The sequence below is a fragment of the Pseudoalteromonas sp. 4NS20-0020 genome, from assembly GCF_057554385.1.
In genome coordinates, this window is the sequence record NZ_BAAJMI010000003.1 from 711,147 (window position 1) to 731,712 (window position 20,566).

The 20,566-nt window shown below is 39.6% G+C and carries 21 protein-coding genes and 1 pseudogene; 16 read left to right on the forward strand and 6 right to left on the reverse strand.

Annotated features, from left to right (window positions below):
- Entirely contained in the window at positions 1-621 is a 621-nt protein-coding gene (locus AC27JL_RS10405; protein WP_058429013.1) for an L-threonylcarbamoyladenylate synthase, read from the reverse strand.
- Positions 618-1,472 carry an RNase RNM gene (rnm, locus tag AC27JL_RS10410; RefSeq protein ID WP_058429014.1) on the reverse strand — a complete coding sequence of 285 codons (855 nt, stop codon included), beginning with the start codon at positions 1,470-1,472 and terminating at the stop codon, positions 618-620. The genes AC27JL_RS10405 and rnm overlap by 4 nt, the downstream gene beginning before the upstream one ends.
- A 436-nt stretch (positions 1,473-1,908) precedes the next feature.
- Here rnm and AC27JL_RS10415 point away from each other — a divergent pair, with 436 nt between their 5' ends.
- The 6 genes from AC27JL_RS10415 to trpA are packed head-to-tail and all read left to right on the forward strand — an operon-like array spanning position 1,909 to position 8,495.
- Entirely contained in the window at positions 1,909-3,477 is a 1,569-nt protein-coding gene (locus AC27JL_RS10415; RefSeq protein ID WP_487195570.1) for an anthranilate synthase component 1, read from the forward strand.
- Between the two features lies 1 nt (position 3,478).
- Positions 3,479-4,081 carry an aminodeoxychorismate/anthranilate synthase component II gene (locus AC27JL_RS10420; RefSeq protein WP_487195571.1) on the forward strand — a complete coding sequence of 201 codons (603 nt, stop codon included), beginning with the start codon at positions 3,479-3,481 and terminating at the stop codon, positions 4,079-4,081.
- Between the two features lie 9 nt (positions 4,082-4,090).
- Entirely contained in the window at positions 4,091-5,128 is a 1,038-nt protein-coding gene (gene trpD / locus AC27JL_RS10425) for an anthranilate phosphoribosyltransferase (RefSeq protein ID WP_487195572.1), read from the forward strand.
- Entirely contained in the window at positions 5,121-6,485 is a 1,365-nt protein-coding gene (gene trpCF, locus AC27JL_RS10430; protein ID WP_487195573.1) for a bifunctional indole-3-glycerol-phosphate synthase TrpC/phosphoribosylanthranilate isomerase TrpF, read from the forward strand. The genes trpD and trpCF overlap by 8 nt, the downstream gene beginning before the upstream one ends.
- Positions 6,486-6,492: 7 nt before the next feature.
- Positions 6,493-7,677 carry a tryptophan synthase subunit beta gene (gene trpB, locus AC27JL_RS10435; protein WP_487195574.1) on the forward strand — a complete coding sequence of 395 codons (1,185 nt, stop codon included), beginning with the start codon at positions 6,493-6,495 and terminating at the stop codon, positions 7,675-7,677.
- A complete protein-coding gene (trpA, locus tag AC27JL_RS10440) occupies positions 7,674-8,495 on the forward strand; it encodes a tryptophan synthase subunit alpha (protein WP_487195575.1) in 822 nt (273 codons plus the stop codon). Before trpB ends, trpA begins: the two co-directional genes overlap by 4 nt.
- Positions 8,496-8,555: 60 nt before the next feature.
- Here the strand turns inward: trpA and AC27JL_RS10445 are convergent, their stop codons facing one another.
- Together AC27JL_RS10445 and AC27JL_RS10450 are read right to left on the reverse strand one after the other, a co-directional pair.
- Positions 8,556-9,134, reverse strand: coding sequence for a type 1 glutamine amidotransferase domain-containing protein (locus tag AC27JL_RS10445; protein ID WP_487195577.1), 579 nt, complete (start codon positions 9,132-9,134; stop codon positions 8,556-8,558).
- A 208-nt stretch (positions 9,135-9,342) separates the two neighbouring features.
- On the reverse strand, positions 9,343-9,612 hold the full coding sequence (locus tag AC27JL_RS10450) for an HU family DNA-binding protein (RefSeq protein WP_006792217.1): 270 nt from the start codon (positions 9,610-9,612) through the stop codon (positions 9,343-9,345).
- Positions 9,613-9,783: 171 nt separating this feature from the next.
- On the opposite strand from AC27JL_RS10450, the gene ispZ reads away from it, so the two are divergent.
- Together ispZ and AC27JL_RS10460 are read left to right on the forward strand one after the other, a co-directional pair.
- Positions 9,784-10,359, forward strand: a complete 576-nt coding sequence (gene ispZ / locus AC27JL_RS10455; RefSeq protein ID WP_487195579.1) for a septation protein IspZ — start codon at positions 9,784-9,786, stop codon at positions 10,357-10,359.
- 61 nt (positions 10,360-10,420) lie between these two features.
- Positions 10,421-11,062 carry a CPBP family intramembrane glutamic endopeptidase gene (locus AC27JL_RS10460; RefSeq protein WP_487195581.1) on the forward strand — a complete coding sequence of 214 codons (642 nt, stop codon included), beginning with the start codon at positions 10,421-10,423 and terminating at the stop codon, positions 11,060-11,062.
- Positions 11,063-11,115: 53 nt separating this feature from the next.
- Here AC27JL_RS10460 and AC27JL_RS10465 read toward each other — a convergent pair whose 3' ends face one another.
- Complete coding sequence (locus AC27JL_RS10465; RefSeq protein ID WP_058429021.1) at positions 11,116-12,540, reverse strand: sodium-dependent transporter; 1,425 nt, start codon at positions 12,538-12,540, stop codon at positions 11,116-11,118.
- Positions 12,541-12,729: 189 nt separating this feature from the next.
- Between AC27JL_RS10465 and AC27JL_RS10470 the strand changes: the two genes are divergently transcribed.
- The 6 genes and pseudogenes from AC27JL_RS10470 (at position 12,730) to AC27JL_RS10495 (ending at position 17,027) form a co-directional block, all read left to right on the forward strand.
- A complete protein-coding gene (locus AC27JL_RS10470; protein WP_487195583.1) occupies positions 12,730-13,032 on the forward strand; it encodes a YciI family protein in 303 nt (100 codons plus the stop codon).
- Between the two features lie 155 nt (positions 13,033-13,187).
- Positions 13,188-13,447: pseudogene (locus AC27JL_RS10475) on the forward strand (PepSY domain-containing protein).
- Between the two features lie 3 nt (positions 13,448-13,450).
- Positions 13,451-14,125, forward strand: a complete 675-nt coding sequence (locus tag AC27JL_RS10480) for a response regulator transcription factor (protein ID WP_008127723.1) — start codon at positions 13,451-13,453, stop codon at positions 14,123-14,125.
- Positions 14,119-15,456, forward strand: a complete 1,338-nt coding sequence (locus AC27JL_RS10485) for an ATP-binding protein (protein ID WP_010557521.1) — start codon at positions 14,119-14,121, stop codon at positions 15,454-15,456. The genes AC27JL_RS10480 and AC27JL_RS10485 overlap by 7 nt, the downstream gene beginning before the upstream one ends.
- Complete coding sequence (locus tag AC27JL_RS10490; RefSeq protein ID WP_487195585.1) at positions 15,443-15,853, forward strand: hypothetical protein; 411 nt, start codon at positions 15,443-15,445, stop codon at positions 15,851-15,853. The genes AC27JL_RS10485 and AC27JL_RS10490 overlap by 14 nt, the downstream gene beginning before the upstream one ends.
- A gap of 103 nt (positions 15,854-15,956) precedes the next feature.
- The gene (locus AC27JL_RS10495; RefSeq protein WP_487195587.1) at positions 15,957-17,027 is read left to right on the forward strand and encodes a flavin monoamine oxidase family protein; all 1,071 of its coding nucleotides are present in this window, start codon (positions 15,957-15,959) and stop codon (positions 17,025-17,027) included.
- Between the two features lie 38 nt (positions 17,028-17,065).
- Here AC27JL_RS10495 and AC27JL_RS10500 read toward each other — a convergent pair whose 3' ends face one another.
- Entirely contained in the window at positions 17,066-18,100 is a 1,035-nt protein-coding gene (locus tag AC27JL_RS10500) for an AI-2E family transporter (protein WP_008127717.1), read from the reverse strand.
- A gap of 170 nt (positions 18,101-18,270) precedes the next feature.
- Here AC27JL_RS10500 and AC27JL_RS10505 point away from each other — a divergent pair, with 170 nt between their 5' ends.
- Complete coding sequence (locus AC27JL_RS10505) at positions 18,271-19,161, forward strand: TIGR01777 family oxidoreductase (RefSeq protein WP_487195589.1); 891 nt, start codon at positions 18,271-18,273, stop codon at positions 19,159-19,161.
- 140 nt (positions 19,162-19,301) lie between these two features.
- Complete coding sequence (locus AC27JL_RS10510; protein WP_487195590.1) at positions 19,302-20,465, forward strand: GGDEF domain-containing protein; 1,164 nt, start codon at positions 19,302-19,304, stop codon at positions 20,463-20,465.
- The last annotated feature ends 101 nt before the right edge of the window (positions 20,466-20,566 follow it).

Below are 20,566 nucleotides of genomic sequence, written 5' to 3' on the forward strand. Positions count from 1 at the left end.
TTACTCAAACGGGCTCACATCACCACAGCCAACACGCAGTATTTTTACATCGTCCTCGGACAAATCAATAACGGTTGTTGCTTGCTCTGGTAGGTATCCACCGTGAATAATAAGATCTACGTGCTTATCAAGCCTATCTAAAATCTCGTCTGGGTCCGACTCTGTAAATTCTTGTCCGGGTAAGATAAGCGAACATGACATTAGCGGCTCGCCCAACTCGGCTAACAGTGCACATGCTATTGGGTGCTCAATAACACGTATGCCAATCGTTTTTTTCTTATCGTTTAATAAACGCTTAGGTACTTCCTTTGTACCTTTAAAAATAAAGGTATAAGGTCCCGGCGTATTATTTTTAATCAGTCTGAATAATTGATTATCAACGCGTGCGTAAGTAGATAACTCTGATAAATCACGACACACAAGTGTAAAATTGTCGTTTTTATCAATGCCACGAATACGCTCTATACGCTCTTTGGCTTGCTTATTACCAATGTTACAGCCAATTGCATAGCCAGAGTCGGTAGGGTAAACAACAACACCACCTTGTTTTATTATATCAACAGCTTGAATTATTAACCTTGCCTGTGGGTTATCTGGATGAATATGAAATAATTGACTCATGTTAATGCCCCTTCTTGTCCTTCCCAAACTTGCCAAACACCTTGGCAATCTTTAGGTAAGTATAAATTTTTACCAAGCTCTAAATAGCTTGTCGGAAAATGAAAATCTGAGCCTTGTGAACATAATAATTCGTACTCTCGGCTGAGTTCACCTAAAAATTGACGTTCACTAGGTGCTTGCTGAGGTTGCGCTACTTCCATTGCATCTCCCCCTGCATTTTTAAATTCAACTAACAGTTTACGCAACCACTTATTAGACATTCTGTAGCTACTTGGATGGGCAAGCACTGCAACCCCTCCTGCTACATGTATTGCTTTAATAGCGGTTTGCATATCACACCAACAGCTTGGTACGTACCCCGTTTTACCTCGCCCTAAATACTTTTTAAATACTCCAGGGAAATTTTTAGCGACTCCACGCTGCATTAATGCACGTGCAAAATGGGCACGTGTAATTTGTCCATTTACAGCAAGTTCTTTAGCTTGGTCGTAAATGCCTTCAAAGCCATTTTTTTCAAGGCGAAAGCCTATTTGTGTAGCCCGATCCTCTCGCTTTTGCTGCTGTGCAGTTAATAAGGCATCGAGCTCTTCGTTATCAATATTTATGTTTAACCCGACAATGTGGATCTCAAAGCTTTCCCACTTTGTCGATATTTCTGTGCCTGTAATTAATGACAGCGGAAGATTCTCAGACTTAATAAATGATTGAGCCGGTTTAATAGCTGCCACAGTGTCATGATCGGTAATAGCAAACACATCAATATTTTTATCTACTGCACGGTTTAATAATTCTTCAACCGTTAAATGTCCGTCTGAATGTGTTGTGTGGCTATGTAAATCATATTTTATCAAAAGAAAACTGCTTAAAATTAAGGTTTGAAGGTATTTATGCAAGTATAACAAGTTTTTTCATTAAATTGTTTTAAATAAACACTTGACACTAAAGCACTAGATACGTTTTACTGTAGCCACTTTAAGACACATAAAGAATTAAAAACAATGAACAATTCAAACCTAAACACAATTTGGTGGTGGCACTCGTAATTATCGGGTGATGAATTGTCGTGTCTGACAAAATTTCAAAACCCGCAAATATGCGGGTTTTTTTATAACTAAATTTTAATAAATTTGAGGCAGAAAACATGAATAACGGTATTACTCTTACACATCATTGGTGGTGGCGCCTGGTATAGCGGGACGGTAATGATCTGTTTGTAATTTAGATATCGTTATTCAAACCCCGCATTGCACAGCATTGCGGGGTTTAATTTTTTTGAGGGAATGAGGTTTGATTTTTAGTCATATAACAACTACGCCGGGTGAAGTAACGAGTATTACGCAAAAACGCGACTACATCAGTAGTCCACTTGCGCTGTACGCGGCACTTGATAAACCTAACTCACTGCTACTTGAATCGGCTGAAATTGATTCTAAAGACAGTGTAAAAAGTTTAATTTTAGTCGATTGCGCATTGCGCATTGTTTGCCAAGGCAAAACAGTCACGATTACAGCCCAGTCAAACAATGGCCACCAGCTGTTAAGTTACTTACAAGCTCATGTTAAAAACTGCAATGCAGAATTAAACGATACAACCCTAACCCTAAATTACTTGAGTACAAGTAACGACATTGATGAAGCCAGTAAACTAGTGGCCGATAATGCATTTAGTGCCCTACGAACTTGTATTAACTCAATCAAAAGCACCACCGACAATCCATTTTCTCTATTTTTAGGTGGTGTATTTGCCTACGACATGGTTGCAAACTTTGAACAGTTAAGTGACGTTCCCGATGGCGAGAACAGCTGTCCTGATTATGTATTTTATTTAGCTGAAACATTAGTTGTAATAGACCACCAAAAACAGACCACCGAACTTATCGGTAACGTGTTTAACGGCCCAGACGTACACGCAAACTGCTTTGAAGTAGGCAAACAGCTAGAGCAGTTAAATAGCCTTTGCGATAACGCAGCCCAATACAGCGCCCCATTAAACAAAGGCGAATGTGAGGTGAACGTAGACATAAGCGACAGCACCTACTGTCAGCAGGTTGTAAAACTTAAAAAGAATATTGTAGACGGTGATATTTTTCAGGTTGTTCCTTCTCGTACTTTCTCGCTGCCATGCCCTAACGCTTTACATGCGTATAGCCAATTAAAACAACAAAACCCAAGCCCTTATATGTTTTACATGCGCGATGAGGACTTTGCTTTATTTGGCGCATCACCCGAATCGGCCCTTAAATACGATATTAATAACCAGCAGGTAGAAGTGTACCCAATTGCAGGAACGCGCCCTCGTGGTAAGTTTGCTAATGGGCAAATAAACCCCGATTTAGATAGCCGTATTGAGCTTGAACTTAGAAACGATCAAAAAGAACGTGCAGAACACCTAATGCTTGTTGACCTAGCCCGTAACGATGTAGCACGCATTAGTGTTGCAGGTACACGTCATGCCAAAGAGCTATTAAAAGTAGACCGTTATTCGCAAGTTATGCATTTAGTTTCACGTGTTGTTGGTACGTTAAAACCAGAACTTGATGCACTTCACGCTTACCAAGCATGCATGAACATGGGTACCTTAGTAGGCGCACCTAAAGTTCGCGCTGCAGAATTAGTTCGCCAAACAGAAGGAAAACGACGTGGCAGTTACGGTGGCGCAGTAGGTTATTTAACCGGTGATGGCGCAATGGACAGCTGTATTGTTATTCGCTCTGCCTTTGTTAAAAACAACATGGCTTATGTGCAAGCCGGTGCCGGGGTTGTATTTGACTCAGACCCGCAATCTGAAGCTAACGAAACTCGCGCTAAAGCTCAAGCGGTTATTACCGCCATCAAATCAACTTTCGAGGCGGTATAACATGGGTGCATCACAGCCAATCAAAATTTACTTTTTAGATAACTTTGACTCGTTTAGTTACAACTTGGTAGACGAACTAACTATGCTCGGTGGTGAGCTTGTTGTGTATAGAAATAACATAAGCGCCGATACTATTTTTAATAAAATGCGCCAAGAGCAAGGCCAAGTATTACTTGTACTTTCACCAGGCCCAGGCACACCAAGCGATGCTGGTTGCCTCATGGATCTTATTGCGCTGTGTAAAGGCCATTTCCCTATACTGGGTATTTGTTTAGGTCAACAAGCGTTAACACAAAGTTATGGCGGAGTAATCGGACATGCGGGTGAAACCGTACATGGTAAGTCATCAATTATTGATCTTAGCACACACCCTGTGTTTAAAAATATGGGCGAGACAATGCCGGTGGCACGTTACCACTCATTAATGGCTACGCAAGTACCAGATAGCATAGAGGTAATAGCACAATACCAAGATATTCCTATGGCTATTTATCACCATGATGACGGTGCTCTGGGTTATCAGTTTCACCCTGAATCAATACTAACGCCCAACGGGGCTATGTTGCTGCAACAAAGTGTTGCTTACCTAACTAATAATAATTAAGAGGACGTTATGAGTACACATTTAACCAACGTACTTAATGTTCAACACGCCATTGAGCAACTTACGATTAAGCAATCACTCAGTTATAGCCAATCAAAAGCGCTATTTAATGAAATTATGCAAGGTAACATGAGCGATATTGAGCTAACAGCTTTGCTTATTAGTCTTAAAATGAAAGGTGAAGTGAGTGATGAAATAGCGGGAGCTGCGGCATCTATGCGTGAAAACGCAGTGGCTTTTAATACTACTTGCTCACAACTTGCAGATAGTTGTGGCACCGGTGGCGATGGGTCAAATACTATTAATATCAGCACCACTGCCGCTATTGTCGCAGCTGCAGCGGGTATTAACATGGTAAAACATGGCAACCGCAGTGTGTCGAGTAACTCAGGCTCTGCCGACTTACTCAAAGCGCTTGGTATTAATATAGATATGAGCCCAGAACAAGCAGCAAAATGCCTTGAGCAAACACACTTTACATTTTTGTTTGCACCTCATTACCACAGCGGTGTGCGCCATGGGATGGGTGTGCGTACTGCACTTAAAACACGAACTATTTTTAATATTCTAGGCCCCCTTGCCAACCCTGCGGCGCCTGATGTGCAATTATTGGGGGTTTACGACGAGTCCCTATGTATGCCTATGGCGCAAACGCTTAAAACATTAGGCACACAACGCGCAATGATCGTACACGGTTCTGGCACTGACGAAATTGCCCTTCATGGCCCAACCAACGTAGTTGAGCTTAATAATGGTGAAATAAGCCAGTACACGCTCAACCCAAGCGACTTCGGCCTTGCAAACTATTCACTTGAACAACTGGCAGGTGAAGGCCCACAATATAACGCTGATGCAAGCGTTGCTATTTTACAAGGCAAAGGCACTGATGCGCACAACGCCGCTATTGTGGTAAATGTTGCTGCTCTTTTATATCTAACAGGTAAAGCTGATTCACTTAAAGATGGCGCACAACAAGTACACTCACTTATAAGTTCAGGCAAAGCCATGGACACATTAAATGCAATTATTGAGGTAAGTCATGGCTAATGTATTAGACAAAATTGTTGCTGATAAAAAGCAAGAATTAATTGAACGAAAAGCCGCTCGTCCGCTTGAAAGTTTTAAAGATCAAGCGGTGCCAACCAGCCGTGATTTTTATAAAGCATTGGCGGCACCCGGTACGCAATTTATTTTAGAATGTAAAAAAGCGTCCCCTTCTAAGGGGTTAATAAGAGAACCTTTTGATTTAACTGAAATCACTGCAGCTTACAAAAAATATGCAAGCTGCATGAGCGTACTCACCGATACTAAATACTTTCAAGGTAGCTTTGACTACCTAGAGTTTGTACGTAGCCAAGTTGATCAGCCACTTATTTGTAAAGACTTTTTCATAGATGAGTATCAGGTTTATATGGCCCGTATTTATGGTGGCGATGCTATCTTACTTATGCTTTCGGTACTTAATGATGAAGAATACACAGCACTGCATAAGGTCGCTGATTCACTCAATATGGCGGTGCTAACCGAGGTAAGTAACGAAGAAGAAGTACACCGAGCACTTGACCTAAATGCTAAAATTATTGGTATTAATAACCGTGATTTACGTGACTTGAGTACCGATTTAGCTACTACTGAAAAACTACGTAAATTAATACCTGAAGATAAAGTTGTTATTTCTGAGTCAGGTATCTATACCCATCAAGACGTTAAACGCTTAGCACCGCTGTGCGATGGCTTTTTAATTGGTAGCTCGCTGATGGCCGAAGTTGATTTAGAACAAGCATGTCGTCGGGTTATTTTTGGGGAAAATAAAGTATGTGGACTTACTCGCAGCCAAGATGCGCAAGCTGCGTATAATGCGGGCGCTATATATGGCGGTTTAATTTTTCATTCTAAGTCTCCACGTTGTGTTGATTTAGATTGCGCCCAAGCCATAACGCAATCAGCCCCCCTCAAGTTTGTGGGTGTTTTTGTTGATGAGCCAACAGAGAAAGTTGTTCACGCCGCAAGTGTGTTAAAATTAGCGGCAGTTCAATTACATGGCCAAGAAAGTGACGATTACATTAAAGCGTTGCGTACACAGTTACCTAGCAATTGTGAAATTTGGAAAGCCCAAGCAATTAAAAATGCGCTACCTACTCCTGTAAATGGAGTTGACCGCCACTTGTACGACACTCACAGTGATAAACAAGCTGGTGGGACAGGAAAGGTATTTGATTGGTCGCTTCTTCGCGATGCAACAACACCGTTTATGCTAGCTGGTGGCTTAAATCCAGACAATATTAGAGATGCGCTTTATCAAGGTGCCTTAGGCCTTGACTTAAATTCTGGGGTTGAAGACGCTCCGGGCAAAAAGTGCCCAAACAAATTACATCATGCTTTTACAAGTATCAGAAATTATTGAGGTTAAAATGCAAAATCCAGCTTATTTTGGCGAGTTTGGCGGTATGTTTGTACCCGAGTTGCTTGTCCCTGCACTTAAGCAGTTAGAAAACGAATTTAACAAAGCGCAAAAAGATCCTGAGTTTCAGGCAGAACTTAGCAAATTATTAAACGAGTATGCGGGTCGCCCTACGCCTCTTACTTTAACGCGTAATTTAGTTAAAAACCCAAAGGTTAAACTTTACTTAAAGCGTGAAGATCTACTTCATGGTGGTGCACACAAAACAAACCAAGTGCTTGGCCAAGCGTTATTAACAAAACGTATGGGTAAAAAAGAAGTAATTGCTGAAACCGGCGCAGGTCAGCATGGTGTCGCTACTGCTTTAGCATGCGCACTTTTAGGTTTAAAATGCCGTATATACATGGGTGCGAAAGACGTTGAACGCCAACAACCTAATGTATTTAGAATGAAATTAATGGGCGCAGAAGTCATTCCTGTTACAGCGGGTTCTGGCACATTAAAAGATGCCGTAAACGAAGCGCTACGTGACTGGTCAGCTAACTACCAAGAAGCGCACTACTTACTAGGAACTGCGGCGGGCCCTCACCCATTCCCAACAATTGTTCGCGAATACCAAAAAGTAATTGGTGAAGAAGCCAAGCAACAAGTGCTTGAATCTGAAGGACGCTTACCAGACGCTGTTATTGCCTGCGTGGGTGGTGGGTCAAATGCTATAGGTATGTTTACCGATTTTATTGACGAGCCTAGCGTAAAACTAATTGGTGTAGAGCCAGCGGGTAAAGGCTTAGACACCCATGAACACGGCGCCACTATTTGTAAGGGTACTAAAGGTATACTACACGGTACATACACTTACATTATGCAAAACGATGATGGCCAAATTGAAGAGTCATACTCTGTATCAGCAGGTCTAGATTACCCTGCGGTAGGCCCACAGCATGCATTTTTACATGAAACTGGCCGTGCACAATATGTAGGTATCAGTGACACTGAGGCACTTGATGCATTTCAGTCATTAGCTAAAAACGAAGGTATTATTCCCGCTCTGGAGTCAAGCCATGCTTTAGCCTACGCGCTAAAATATGCAGAAGAGCAGACGCAAGACAGTGTAATCGTAATTAATTTAAGTGGCCGTGGCGATAAAGATTTAGCACATGTACACAAAGTATTATCTGAAGGAGGCCAGCTATGAGCCAAGTTAAGACGGACCGTTATGGTGCTATGTTTACTGCACTTAATGAGAAAAAACAAGGTGCATTTGTTCCCTTTGTGACCATTGGCGACCCAGGAAAAGAGCAGAGTATTGCTATCATTAAAAGCTTAATTGATGGTGGTGCTGACGGACTAGAGCTGGGTATTCCCTTTTCAGATCCAATAGCCGATGGCCCTGTTATCCAAGCCGCTAATATTCGTGCCCTTGATGTGAATATTAACACCCAAGATTGCTTTGACGTCATTAAAAAAATTCGCGAATACAATGCAGATATTCCAATTGGTTTATTATTATATTCAAACTTAGTGTTTAAACGTGGCTTAGAAGCGTTTTACAAAGATGCAAAAGCCGTAGGGGTAGACTCTATTTTGGTAGCGGATGTTCCTTTGCATGAGTCTAAAATGTTTAGAAAGGCTGCAATGGACAATGGGGTTGACCCAATATTTATTGCAACACCTAATGCGGATGACGACACTCTTCGCCAGTGTGCTTCATATGGACGCGGTTATACTTATTTACTTTCACGTGCGGGCGTAACAGGTACTGATACCAAAGCACAAATGCCCGCTGGTAATATTGTAAATAAATTAAAAGAGTACCATGCAGCCCCAGCTCTACTGGGCTTTGGTATTTCAACGCCAGACGATGTTAAATCAGCATTAAATGCAGGTGCAGCCGGAGCCATTTCAGGCTCTGCGGTGGTAAAGATTATTGAAGCCAATCTTGATGATTTGGATGCAATGACAGCACAACTAAAAACGTTTGTTAGCAACATGAAAGCCGCTACAGAGCTTTAATTAAACTCAGGTTTAAACACATAAAAAGGGCATTTAAATGCCCTTTTTCATTATTAAAATTTAGTGTGCTTTATGCTTACCTTCTAGCACTTCTTCAATAAATTTAGCGTTAAAAGCATCTAAATCTTCTGGGCTGCGGCTGGTTACTAAACCTCTGTCTACACACACTTCCTCATTTACCCAGTTTGCGCCTGCATTCATTAAATCGCTTTTAATACTTGGGAAAGAAGTGATTGTGCGGTCACGTAACTTGTTAATTTCTGCCAGTAACCATGGTGCATGGCAAATTGCAGCAACTGGTTTGTTTTTTTCTGCACCAAAAAAGCCGTCTATAAAGGCTTTTGCGTGTTTGTATTGACGAAGGCTGTCTGGATTAAATAACCCACCGGGTAACATTAATGCATCGTAATCAGCAGAGTTTGTATTGGTGACGAGTTTATCTACTGATACTTTTTCGCCCCATTTATCTTCATTCCATCCAGTTATTTGACCTTCTTTGATAGAGACGATCTCTATTTCTGCACCCGCATTTAATAATGCATCGCGAGGAGAAAACAATTCACTTTGTTCAAAACCGTCAGTGGCTAAAATGGCAATTTTTTTACCTTTTAGGGGTGTACGCGATTGTAATGTATTCATTTGGCTCTCCTTATAAATTAATTAAGTGTTTAACGCACTAAACAATAAGCAGAACGGATGCCAAATTTAAGTCATTGAAAATTATATTAAATTTTAATTTAGGATATAACCCCATGTAAATTATTTATAATTAATGAACAATCTACATGGCGTTTAAAACAGCGTTTTTCTAAATGGTACAAGTAAAAAGGTAAGTAGAAGTGGAGTATTAAAGGCGATCTTTAAGTGCTTTAGCTGGTTTAAAAACGGCCTTGTTAGCCCCTTCTATCTCGATTGTCTCACCCGTTTGTGGATTGCGCCCAGTGCGTGCCGGATAATAGCTAAGTGCAAACGTACCAAATCCATTAATTTGCACCTGATCACCTTCAGATAACGATTTAGTAATCACTTTTTGAATACTTGTAAGAGCAGCTTGTGAATCTTTTTTAGTGAGTTCACTGTGTTTTGCCATTTCGGCAATAAGTTGAGTTTTGTTCATATAAGGCTCCTAAATACACGTAAACAATGAATACGTTTAGCGTGGGAATATAATGATGAATAAATAAAGCCACGCAGGCTAAGGCTTACAGGGCTTTAAGTCAACCTTGTAGTTACCAAGTGTTATGTGGTAAAAACGCTGTAATTTATTTTTGTATAATTTAGGTAGTATATGCACGCATTAGTTGAATACATTCCACTTATACTGTTTTTTGCAGTGTTTAAGCTTGTAGATATTTACTGGGCAACGGCTTTATTAATTGCAACATCGCTTATTCAAGTCATATTTAGCTATTACAAACATGGGAAAGTACCCACCCGCCAGTGGATCTTTTTTTCTATTGCTGCCGTGTTTGGCACCTTAACGCTTGTGTTTCATGATGAGCAATTTGTAAAGTGGAAAGCCACTATTATATACGCGGGTTTCAGCATTATGCTGCTTGTGAGTCGTTACATACTCAATAAAAACTTAGTAAAAAAGGCACTAACCGCTATTTTAGAAAACGCAAATGACACAGATAAAAAAATAACCGTGCCAGAGCCATTATGGGATAAATTAAACTTAATGTGGGTAGCTATTACCGCCGGTATTGCAGCACTTAACATATACATAGCGTATAACTTTTCACTCGACTTTTGGGTAAACTTTAAAGTCTTTGGCTTGATGGCTATTACATTTGTAAGCATTTTTGCCACAATTATTGCCCTTTATAAATACCTCCCTGATGATGACGAAGCTGTAAACTAGTTTTCGTCATAAAAATGTCGTCTTAGCTTGTTAGTTTATAAAAAAACAGCCTGAGACGACCTTGAACGCTAATCAATACCGCTGGTTTGAATTTACCCTCATATTTATTTTTTTACCGCTAGTAGGCTTTAGCTTACGCAACCATTTAGCAAATTGGCTTTTCCCTGCGCTTATAATATTAATGAGCGTATGTTGCATGCTTTTGTTGAGCGACCCACACTTTAAACGCTTCAGGCTTACCAGCCTTGGACAGTTTTCTGCTGTAAAAAATCGTCTGTTTAGTTTCTTTTTATTAGGCGCCGTTTTCTCTGGTATGTTTTACGGGATCATCCATCAAGAAAACTGGTTTGCCCTCCCTCGAAATTCTTTTGATGATTGGCTGCTTTTGTTACTGCTATACCCCGTGTTGTCGGTTATCCCTCAAGAGCTAATATTCAGAACCTATTTTTTTCATCGTTATAAACACATTATGCCTAAAAAAAGTATGCGAATTATTGTAAGTGCCACTGTGTTTGCACTGGCTCATGTAGTTTATGCAAATTTGATTGCGGTATGTTTAGCTTTTTTAGGCGGGTTGTTATTTTCGTATACTTACGCTCAAAGCCGCTCAACCTTTGTATGTGTTATTGAGCATAGCTTGTGGGGAATTTGGATGTTTACTCTAGGTATTGGGAGTTATTTAGACTCAGGTGCTTTAACCTAAACGTTAGGCACAAAAAAACCGCGGCAAGCGCGGCTTTTTTTATACTTTACATTTTAAAAGCCAAATAACTTTAAACCAAAGAACTTGGTAGCAACCGTGTTTATAAATATCACGGCTAAAATGAACGGAATAAACGTTGAAAGAGAAAAATTAACGTATTTCTCCATCATGCTGCCTTCGTAGCTAGGTGAACCTTGGCTTAGTTCCTGTGTTAAACGCGCTTTTTTCCATCGATACATTACAAACAAACACACCATTAAGCCATTTAGAGGTAAAATAGTGTCGTAAAATACATCAACTACAATATCAAAAAAGCTCTTACTGGCACCGCCATAGCTGGTAAACGACGTTAAACTGTCAACCATACCAAACGACATAGTACATATAATTGTAAGCACGCCTGTGCTAAGCGTTAGTATACCTAAAGCTTTTTTACGACTAATACCTTTACGATCACTCAATGTTGCCGTTGGTACTTCTACAATTGAAACCAAAGACGTTATTGCTGCAAAAAATACAAGTAAAAAGAATGAAAAGGCGACAACTGAAGCCCCTACATAGCCAATATCGTTTTGTAATGCTAATAAAATTTTAGGTAAATAAACAAAAATCATTGATACAGACGAGTCTGATAACGACTCCGGGTTAGTATTTGGGTCAAAACTAAATATAGCAGGTAAAACCATAAGGCCGGCAACAAACGCGACTAGTGAGTCTGTAATAGCCACCATTTTTGCACTACTAACTATGTCGTCTTTCTTAGAAATATAAGACGCATAGGTCATTAAAATACCCATACCTAGCGATAAAGAGAAGAACGCTTGACTCAATGCACCATTTAATACGCTAGCACTCATTTTTGAAAAGTCAGGAATAACGTAATACTCAACGCCTGCCAATGCGTTATCTAGCGTTAAAACATAAGCAACCAAAGCCAACAGCATCACCAACAATGCTGGCATTAATACTTTAGCCGCTTTTTCTATGCCCTGTTTTACACCGCCGAGTAAAATAAGGTTAACAATAACAACCACCACAGCCATATAAGCAAATACCGTGTAGCTGTTAATAAATGTTCCAAAATGGGCTGGATCGGCTAACGCATCTAAGTTACCCATGCCTGCCTGTATCAAGTAGCCAAAAATCCACACTGTAATTACCATATAAAAAACGGCAATCATAAATGGAGTTAAAACGGCTAAAAATCCTGCAAATTTCCATTTTTTATCGTTATTTGCTAAAAGCTTGTATGAACCGAGCGGATCTTTTTGAGCATTTCGGCCCATGGCCATTTCTGCCATCATCACGGGTAAACAAATAAACACGACAAATAGAGCATAAATTAATAAAAATGCGCCGCCACCATTTTTAGTCGCAGAAACGGGAAAACCCACTAAATTACCAATACCAACGGCAGAACCAGCTGCAGCCAGTATAAATCCGAGACGGGAGCTAAATCGCTCTCTATTATCGCTCATGTATAAAACCTTTTTATTATTTTGAGTATCTGAGCGACTCTACCAGTGTTATACAGCGGTTTTCAAGCAATTAGCGTTAAAAATAAAATCCAACTGTAAACCTAAGTGTATACGCTTTTAGTTAGCCAAATTTGAGCTCTGTGGTACTATTTGCATAATAAAATTTAACAACTTAAGTGAGAATCTATTATGTTGTACATGATTTACTCAACAGACGTTGAAAACAGCTTTGAATTACGAAAAGCCGCACGCCCAGCGCACTTAGAGCGCTTAAAAGAGCTTGATGCACAAAACAGACTACTTACCGCCGGCCCTTTCCCTGCGGTCGACAATGAGGACCCTAAAGATGCCGGTTTTACTGGCTCGGTTATTATTGCAGAGTTTGATTCGCTAGAAGCTGCGCGTGAATGGGCAACTAATGATCCTTACGTTTCAGGTGGCGTATACGTAAATACAATTGTTAAACCATTCAAAAAAGTGTTTCCAGTATAAATAACAGCGTGTTGTTACAAGCCAACCTGTAATTCAGGATTTGTTCACACGTTTTTAATTAAAATTACTAATGTAATTACGGATTTAACGTTTTTACTTGAATTTTAGTAACTTAGTTAATTAAACTAAGTTTATCTGGTCTAGGAGTTTCTGTCATGCGCGTATTGTTAAGCCTCATTTTTATTGCTTGTGTTAGCTTTGCTAGCAACAGCCAAGCTTCGGCTACGCCGGCAAAAAAGGTTAACCAACCGGTGGATAAAAAGAAAGCGGTAATACTTGCAAAACAAAGCATTGGCGGTAAAACGCTAAAGATAACTGAAAACCAGAGTTTTATACCGTACGAATACTCAAATCTGACGGCCACGTCGTTGATTTACATATTAATAAAAAAACCGGCGAAGTGAAAAAGGATTAAAAAATGCGAATTTTAGTTATTGAAGACGATCTACATTTAGCAGACAACCTACGAAATGCATTAGAGAAAGAACGCTACAGCGTGGATTTATGTCACGATGGTGAAGCTGGTTTATTTCATATTACGGAATATCCTTTGGATATGGCTGTGGTTGATTTGGGTTTACCTAAAATTGACGGAATTGAGTTAATTAACAAAGCACGTGCCCAAGGTGTGACAATTCCAATTTTAATTTTAACAGCCCGTGATCGCTGGCAAGATAAAGTTGAAGGGCTAGATGCCGGTGCAGACGACTATTTAACAAAGCCATTTCATGTTGAAGAATTAGCAGCGCGTTGTAACGCACTTATTCGCCGCAGTGCTGGTAAGGCTAACCCTGAAATGACAGCAGGACCTATAAAAATACACACCCGTTCGCAACAAGTTTGGGTCGATGACAAAGAGTTAAGCCTAACGGCTTATGAGTATAAAGTACTTGAATACTTAATGGTAAACCCACAAAAGGTTATTTCTAAGTCAGAACTCACTGAGCATATTTACGATCAGGATTTCGACCTTGATTCGAATGTAATTGAAGTGTTTGTTTTACGCCTACGTAAAAAGTTAGACCCAGAAGGCACCCTAAACCCAGTTGAAACGTTACGTGGCCGTGGTTACAGGCTAAAAAGTCAGTGGTAGGACCGCAAGTATCACTAAAAATAAGGCAAGGATTTATCCTTGTCTTTGTTTTATTGGTGGCACTGCCTATTTTGTTTTACTCAATTGGCAAAGCCTATTATGCCTCTTTGGTCGATGCCACAGAAAAAACGCTAGAAGCTCAACTCTATTCTCTCATATCTGAGGTAGACTTCACTGAACATGGCATAATTATGCCAAGCACTATATTAGCGCCTGAGCTTAACAGATTAAACTCTGACACTTACGCAATGATTTACCGAGATGAAGAGCCAATTTGGCATTCGGAGTCGGCGGTGAATGTCGACTTTGTACCTCAACAAATAGAAACTAAAGCCGGTGCTGCTGATTTTAGGCGCGTAGAATACAAAAATACGGTTTATTGGCAGCTTAGTTTAACCGTAATATTAAATAACATTGATCAGTCCGAGCAGGCTCGGTTCATTTTAGTAAAGCGTAACGACGCTCTACTTCGTTTAATGGATGGGTTTAAACAAACACTTGTTGAGTGGATGTTTGTTATGGGTATTGCCATAACAATTTTAATGGCTATCGGTTTTATTTGGAGCGCTCGCCCACTTCAGCGCTTAGATAAAGAAATAAAAGCCATTGAATCTGGTGATATACAAGAAATTAAAGGCCTTTATCCAATTGAACTACAAACCATAAAAGCCGACTTAAACTTGTTACTTGAATCTCAGCAACGACAAAAAGAACGCTACAGAGCATCGCTCAGCGATTTAGCCCACGCACTTAAAACCCCACTAGCTGTTCTTAAATCAAGCCCGCTTGCAAATGATGCTGACGCACAAGAACAGTTAGACCGTATAAATGTGATGATCGAACACCAATTAAAGCGTGCAGCTACTGGCGCGTCAGATACGTGGAAAAAACAAACGCCTATAAAACCAGTTATCGACTCAATACTAAGTGCAATGGCTAAAGTTTATCGCGACAAAGATATTATTTTTGATTGTATAGTTTCTGATAAAGACTACTTTTTAGGTGACCAAACCGATTTAATGGAGTTACTAGGCAACTTAATTGATAACGCCTGTAAAGCGTGTCGTTCTCAAGTAACGGTACAAGTGGTGCAAAGTAAAACATTATGTATAGGTATAAGTGATGACGGCCCGGGTGTGCCAGAAGATAAGCGCGAATCATTACTTAAACGCGGTACACGCCTAGATACATACCAAAGTGGGCATGGTGTTGGCATGGCCATTGTCTCGGACTTGGTTACATCTTACCATGGCACACTGACAATCACTGAAGCCGACAAGCTAGGCGGCGCACAATTTATATTAGAGTTTAATTACCATGATAAAAAGTAACACGTATGCAAACTTGTTTTCGTTTTTTCTCCTTATAATAAGTGGCAGTGCTTATTCTAATGCTGTGTGCCAATTGGTTGATAAGCCAACTATGAATGAATCTAAGCGTTATATACAATGCCTTGACACCCAGCTCGATAAAGCCAAACAAGAGCAAGGGACTTGGATACAAAAACGTAAGTACGAACTCGTCCAATCTGAAGAAGCAACGGGTAATACCCAAGTGCTGCAGTTATTTATGCGCAGTATAAATAATAACGAGAAGTACATTGAAAGCGCCTGCCAGTGGCGCTACATATTAAAACTTCCTAATGCAAAAGCAGCCGCTATCAGCTACAAGCACTGTGAAATTCAGTTAGTAAATCAGTTTACAGAATCCTTAAAACAACCTTTTTAAAGCACGTGTAAATAACACGACTACCTCGCATACTCACTTGACAATAGTGCGCACACAAAACAAACTACCTACTAGTAGATTGTTAAACTCAAAAAGGTAACTAATGGCCAAGCCTATAATAATTATTGGTGGCGGACTTGCAGGGCTTTATGCTGCAACAAAATTGCATGAACGTAATATTGCGTTTTTATTATTAGAGGCCAAACCACGTTTAGGTGGGCGTATTTATTGTGAAAATTCAATAAAAAATGAAAATATTGGGTTTGATCTTGGTCCGACGTGGATTTTTCCTCATCAACCAAAAATTCAATCATTGGTCAAATCGCTCAACTTATCGATATTTGAGCAATACAATCATGGTGATGTGTTATACCAAGCGCCTAATCAGGCAGTTCAACAAATCGCAGGCGCTGGCGAAATGCAATTGTTTAGGCTAAAACACGGCATGAGTACCTTAATCAAGGCACTCTATAAACAGCTACCTTCAAAGCATATATTGTTAAATCATTGCGTAACAGAACTCAAAAAAAGTAATGATAACTGGCAATTAACAGTCAATAACAATGGTAAAATACAGCAGTTTGAAACAAACACAGTGCTCACTGCCCTGCCTCCACGAATGTTAACCCAACATCTAACACCTAATTTTTGGGCAAGTGAGAGGCTTATAAATCGTTTGACTACAACGCCCACTTGGATGGCAGGGCAGGCTAAATTTGTGGCCACATTCGATTACTCCTTTTGGCGAGAACGCAATCTATCTGGGCAATGCTTTAGCCGAGTCGGCCCCATGGTTGAAATACATGATGCAAGTGCAGAACACAATAAGCATGCTGCCTTATTTGGCTTTATCGGCGTGCCATACGCCACTCGCAGTAAAGTTTCCAAAGCACAATTAATAAAAGCTTGTATTAACCAGCTAGTCTATTTTTACGGCGAAGCCGCTAGAAACCCCACACATTGTTTTATAAAAGATTGGGCTGAGGATGAATTTGTTGCCAATAACGACGATAAAACACAACCCTCACAACACCCTGATTTCCATTTAGGTGAACTAATAAGTGAGCTAAGAGATTTAAATATTCACTCAGTAGGAAGTGAATTCGCGAAAAAAGAAGCAGGTTATTTAGAGGGAGCACTTAACGCTGTTGATGACGCATTAAATGCTATATAGCAATTCAAATGGGTTATGTTGGCTATAAATGCTGAAGGTTAACGCATCGCGCTATCTTCACCACTGCCTAATAATGTAGCAACCCATTTACCTTCTATGCTTGTTTCAAGGCCTATTTTAACAATCATTGTTAATGGAACAGATAAAAGCATACCTACTGTACCAAGTAGCCACCCCCAAAATATTAAAGATAAAAATACAACAAGGGTTGATAGGCCAAGCCCTTTACCTAAAAATTTAGGCTCTACAATGTTTCCCATTACCGTGTTTATTGTTAAGTAACCCGCCGCTACCATACCGGCAATTAGAGGACCTTGAGTTATTAAGGCAAGTAACACGGCAGGCACAGCCGCAATAATTGACCCAATATTCGGAATGTAATTAAACATAAATGCTAAAACACCCCATAATATAAAGTAGTCAACATTTAGAACCCACAAGTAAACAGACACAATAATACCGGTAGCTAAACTAACGAGTGTTTTTATAGCCAAGTAAGAATTAATTGATTCTAAAAATCGGTCAATTTGCTTCATTTTACTATCAGGATCTTCAAGAGCCATGTGTATTTTATTGCTTAGCAGAGGGCCTTCAAACAGCATAAAAATAACCGTTAAGATTATTAAAAACATGTTTGCCATTACGCCACCAAGCCCTGTCAGCATGTTAGTTGCTACATCAACCATTTTGCCTGGGTCGAACATCGAAATGAGTTGTTCTTTATTAATTAAGATATTGTACTGGGAGGCGAGGTCTACAAGCCAAATAAACTCTTCTTTGAGTTGGGCTTTATATTCAGGAAGCTGCTGTGAAAAATCATTAATGGACTGGCCAACTAAGCCACCTAAGCTGACTCCAAGCCCAACAATAATTAGCACCACAAGCATCACTGCAATGCCTTTAGGAATTTTATAACGTGCAAAAAATTTAATTAGTGGATTACAAATAATGGCAATAAATGCCGCTAATATGAAAGGAATAACAATGACACTTGCTGATTTGATCCCTGCCAATACCACTACTAAAGCAGCAAAAACAATTAAGCTTTTATTTACACCCGTTAAACCTGCCACTTTATTAATCCTTATATTTGTAATAAGGCCACAGTGTAAGGCAAAACCTAATGAAATGAAATAATTACAAAGTGATCATAACCCTTGTTACTTCGTATTAAGGATAGAAACTACATGCTAGTGAGTATAAATTAAAAACACTTGCTACAATTATAATTTGAGGATTCAATATGCATATATTTGTTACAGGTGCTACTGGGCTAATTGGCCAACATTTATGTCCTTTTTTAGAGCACCACAACACGGTTACCGTGCTTAGCCGTAATGCCACAAAAGCAAATGTATTATTGGGTCATAAAATTAAAGCAGTCGCTGACATAAGCGCTGTTGATTTTAATACAGTTGACGTTGTTATTAATTTAGCCGGTGAGCCAATCGTTAATAAACGTTGGAGCGATAAACAGAAGCAAATTATACGTGACAGCCGCATTAATCTAACAGATCAAATTAGCCACGCCATTGCAGCAAGTACTAACCCTCCACACACGTTTATATCAGGCAGTGCTATTGGCTACTATGGACGCCAAAGCGACAAGCGCATAGATGAAAACTTTACAGATCCCCACAATGAATTTAGTCATCAGCTGTGTAAAGACTGGGAAGACGCAGCATTAAAAGCAGAGTCTGAAAAAACACGAGTCTGCCTATTACGAACCGGTATTGTATTAGCTAAAAAAGGTGGTGCATTAAGCAAGATGCTTCCCGCATTTAAATTGTGTTTAGGCGGGCCAATTGGTGACGGAGAGCAAGGTATGTCGTGGATACATATAGACGATATGACACAGCTTATTTTATATATTATGAAACACCCTGAGATTTCGGGGCCAATTAACGCCGTAGCACCAAACCCAGTTAGTAACTCAGAGTTTAGTAAACGCTTGGGTAATGCATTATCGCGTCCCGCTTTTATGCCCATGCCTGCATTTGTATTGAAAGTATTAATGGGTGAAATGTCTGACTTACTCACTACCGGGCAATTTGTAGTGCCAACCAAAGCACAAAAGCATAACTATCGTTTTCATTACGAGAACCTTAAATCGGCCTTGGACAGTTTGGTTTAGCTGGCGTTAATTATCTTCTGCGTATACTCTATTCAGTTACAACATGGGTAACTAGTACTATTTACCCATATTGACCTTTCATGATTAATACATAATACTTAAGTTAGTCAGACACAATTTCCTAATAAAAGCGAAAATGAATGCTACACCTGCCTACTGTGATTGGTCTCTCTTTTATACTTAACCTACTAATAGGGTTGTTTTTTTTATCTGTTCATAATTACAAAAAACAATCTGCTTTTTTAATTTTTGGTTTAGCGTGCATTGCATTTTCATTTGCTGAACTACTCGCATGTTTAAAACTAATACTTAATTTTCCTTTTATTACGAGTTATTTAGCGAATATTTTTATAATACTCAGCCCATTTTTAATTATTCTGGGACTACATAAATACAAATACAGCAAACCTTTAAACTTACGCCCTATTTACTATTTGCTGCTTTTTACCGCCGTAATTTTATTATCTGTGTATCCTTACTCCGCAGCACAAATGGTAACGAGCTTTATTATTGCAGGGTTATACTTATTTTCTGCTTACATCATTAGCACTATGAGCTTTGTTGCAACCTTACAAAAAAAGGCATTAATTACCTGCTTTTTAATCCATAGTTTGCTTATGTTTGTTCAAACAGTGCTGCTTGTTTTACCTATTTTAAGCCTAAGCGAGACAACCTATTTAGAACCATTAGAGCTCATTTTAAGCAGTCATTTAATTTTAGCCACTTGCAGTGCATTATTACTCCCTTACTTATTAGCATCTAATACAGAACATACGCTTGCCAGCATTGCTAATACCGACGTTTTAAGTCAACTATTTAACCGCCGTGGTTTTTTTATAAAAGGAAAAAACGCGTTAAGTTTACCACTTTACCAAAACAAAAATATTTCACTTATTTTGCTCGATATTGATTTTTTCAAACGCGTTAACGATACCTATGGCCACGAGGCAGGCGATCAAGCCATAAAGTGGATAGCCCAGCATGTAAAATCACAATTTTTAAATGAAGAGATATCAGCCAGAATCGGCGGCGAAGAATTTGCCATTTTATTGCCCAACTGCTCATTAAGTGATGCCAGAAATAATGCCGAAGAACTACGCGAAAGCATAAGCAGTTATCCATTTTATTACGAGGGGCACGATATAAATTTATCGGTGAGCGCAGGCGTCAGTAGCACAATAAACGGCGAGCAGACTATAAAAGAGTTACTAGCGAACGCCGATAAACGACTCTACCTTGCTAAAGAAACGGGCCGTGACAAAGTGGTAACCTACGATGAAAAAAGCTTACTTTTACAAGCTTAATTTGAAAAAGTCTTAACTTGATCTGCCAGATTCGATTTGTACAGTTGGATTAAATCTGACAGTGAATAGCCGATTTGTGCCATTTCCGGACGTTCGTAACG

Excerpts from the sequence above, each read along its gene's own strand:
- AC27JL_RS10465 (WP_058429021.1), bottom strand. The coding sequence starts at position 12,540 with ATGAGCGATAATAGAGAGCGATTTAGCTCCCGTCTCGGATTTATACTG.
- AC27JL_RS10405 (WP_058429013.1), bottom strand. The coding sequence starts at position 621 with ATGAGTCAATTATTTCATATTCATCCAGATAACCCACAGGCAAGGTTA.
- trpCF (WP_487195573.1), top strand. The coding sequence starts at position 5,121 with ATGGCTAATGTATTAGACAAAATTGTTGCTGATAAAAAGCAAGAATTA.
- AC27JL_RS10450 (WP_006792217.1), bottom strand. The coding sequence starts at position 9,612 with ATGAACAAAACTCAACTTATTGCCGAAATGGCAAAACACAGTGAACTC.
- trpB (WP_487195574.1), top strand. The coding sequence starts at position 6,493 with ATGCAAAATCCAGCTTATTTTGGCGAGTTTGGCGGTATGTTTGTACCC.
- AC27JL_RS10480 (WP_008127723.1), top strand. The coding sequence starts at position 13,451 with ATGCGAATTTTAGTTATTGAAGACGATCTACATTTAGCAGACAACCTA.
- AC27JL_RS10420 (WP_487195571.1), top strand. The coding sequence starts at position 3,479 with ATGGGTGCATCACAGCCAATCAAAATTTACTTTTTAGATAACTTTGAC.
- AC27JL_RS10445 (WP_487195577.1), bottom strand. The coding sequence starts at position 9,134 with ATGAATACATTACAATCGCGTACACCCCTAAAAGGTAAAAAAATTGCC.
- AC27JL_RS10510 (WP_487195590.1), top strand. The coding sequence starts at position 19,302 with ATGCTACACCTGCCTACTGTGATTGGTCTCTCTTTTATACTTAACCTA.
- ispZ (WP_487195579.1), top strand. The coding sequence starts at position 9,784 with ATGCACGCATTAGTTGAATACATTCCACTTATACTGTTTTTTGCAGTG.
- AC27JL_RS10470 (WP_487195583.1), top strand. The coding sequence starts at position 12,730 with ATGTTGTACATGATTTACTCAACAGACGTTGAAAACAGCTTTGAATTA.
- AC27JL_RS10505 (WP_487195589.1), top strand. The coding sequence starts at position 18,271 with ATGCATATATTTGTTACAGGTGCTACTGGGCTAATTGGCCAACATTTA.
- AC27JL_RS10495 (WP_487195587.1), top strand. The coding sequence starts at position 15,957 with ATGGCCAAGCCTATAATAATTATTGGTGGCGGACTTGCAGGGCTTTAT.
- trpA (WP_487195575.1), top strand. The coding sequence starts at position 7,674 with ATGAGCCAAGTTAAGACGGACCGTTATGGTGCTATGTTTACTGCACTT.
- AC27JL_RS10490 (WP_487195585.1), top strand. The coding sequence starts at position 15,443 with ATGATAAAAAGTAACACGTATGCAAACTTGTTTTCGTTTTTTCTCCTT.
- trpD (WP_487195572.1), top strand. The coding sequence starts at position 4,091 with ATGAGTACACATTTAACCAACGTACTTAATGTTCAACACGCCATTGAG.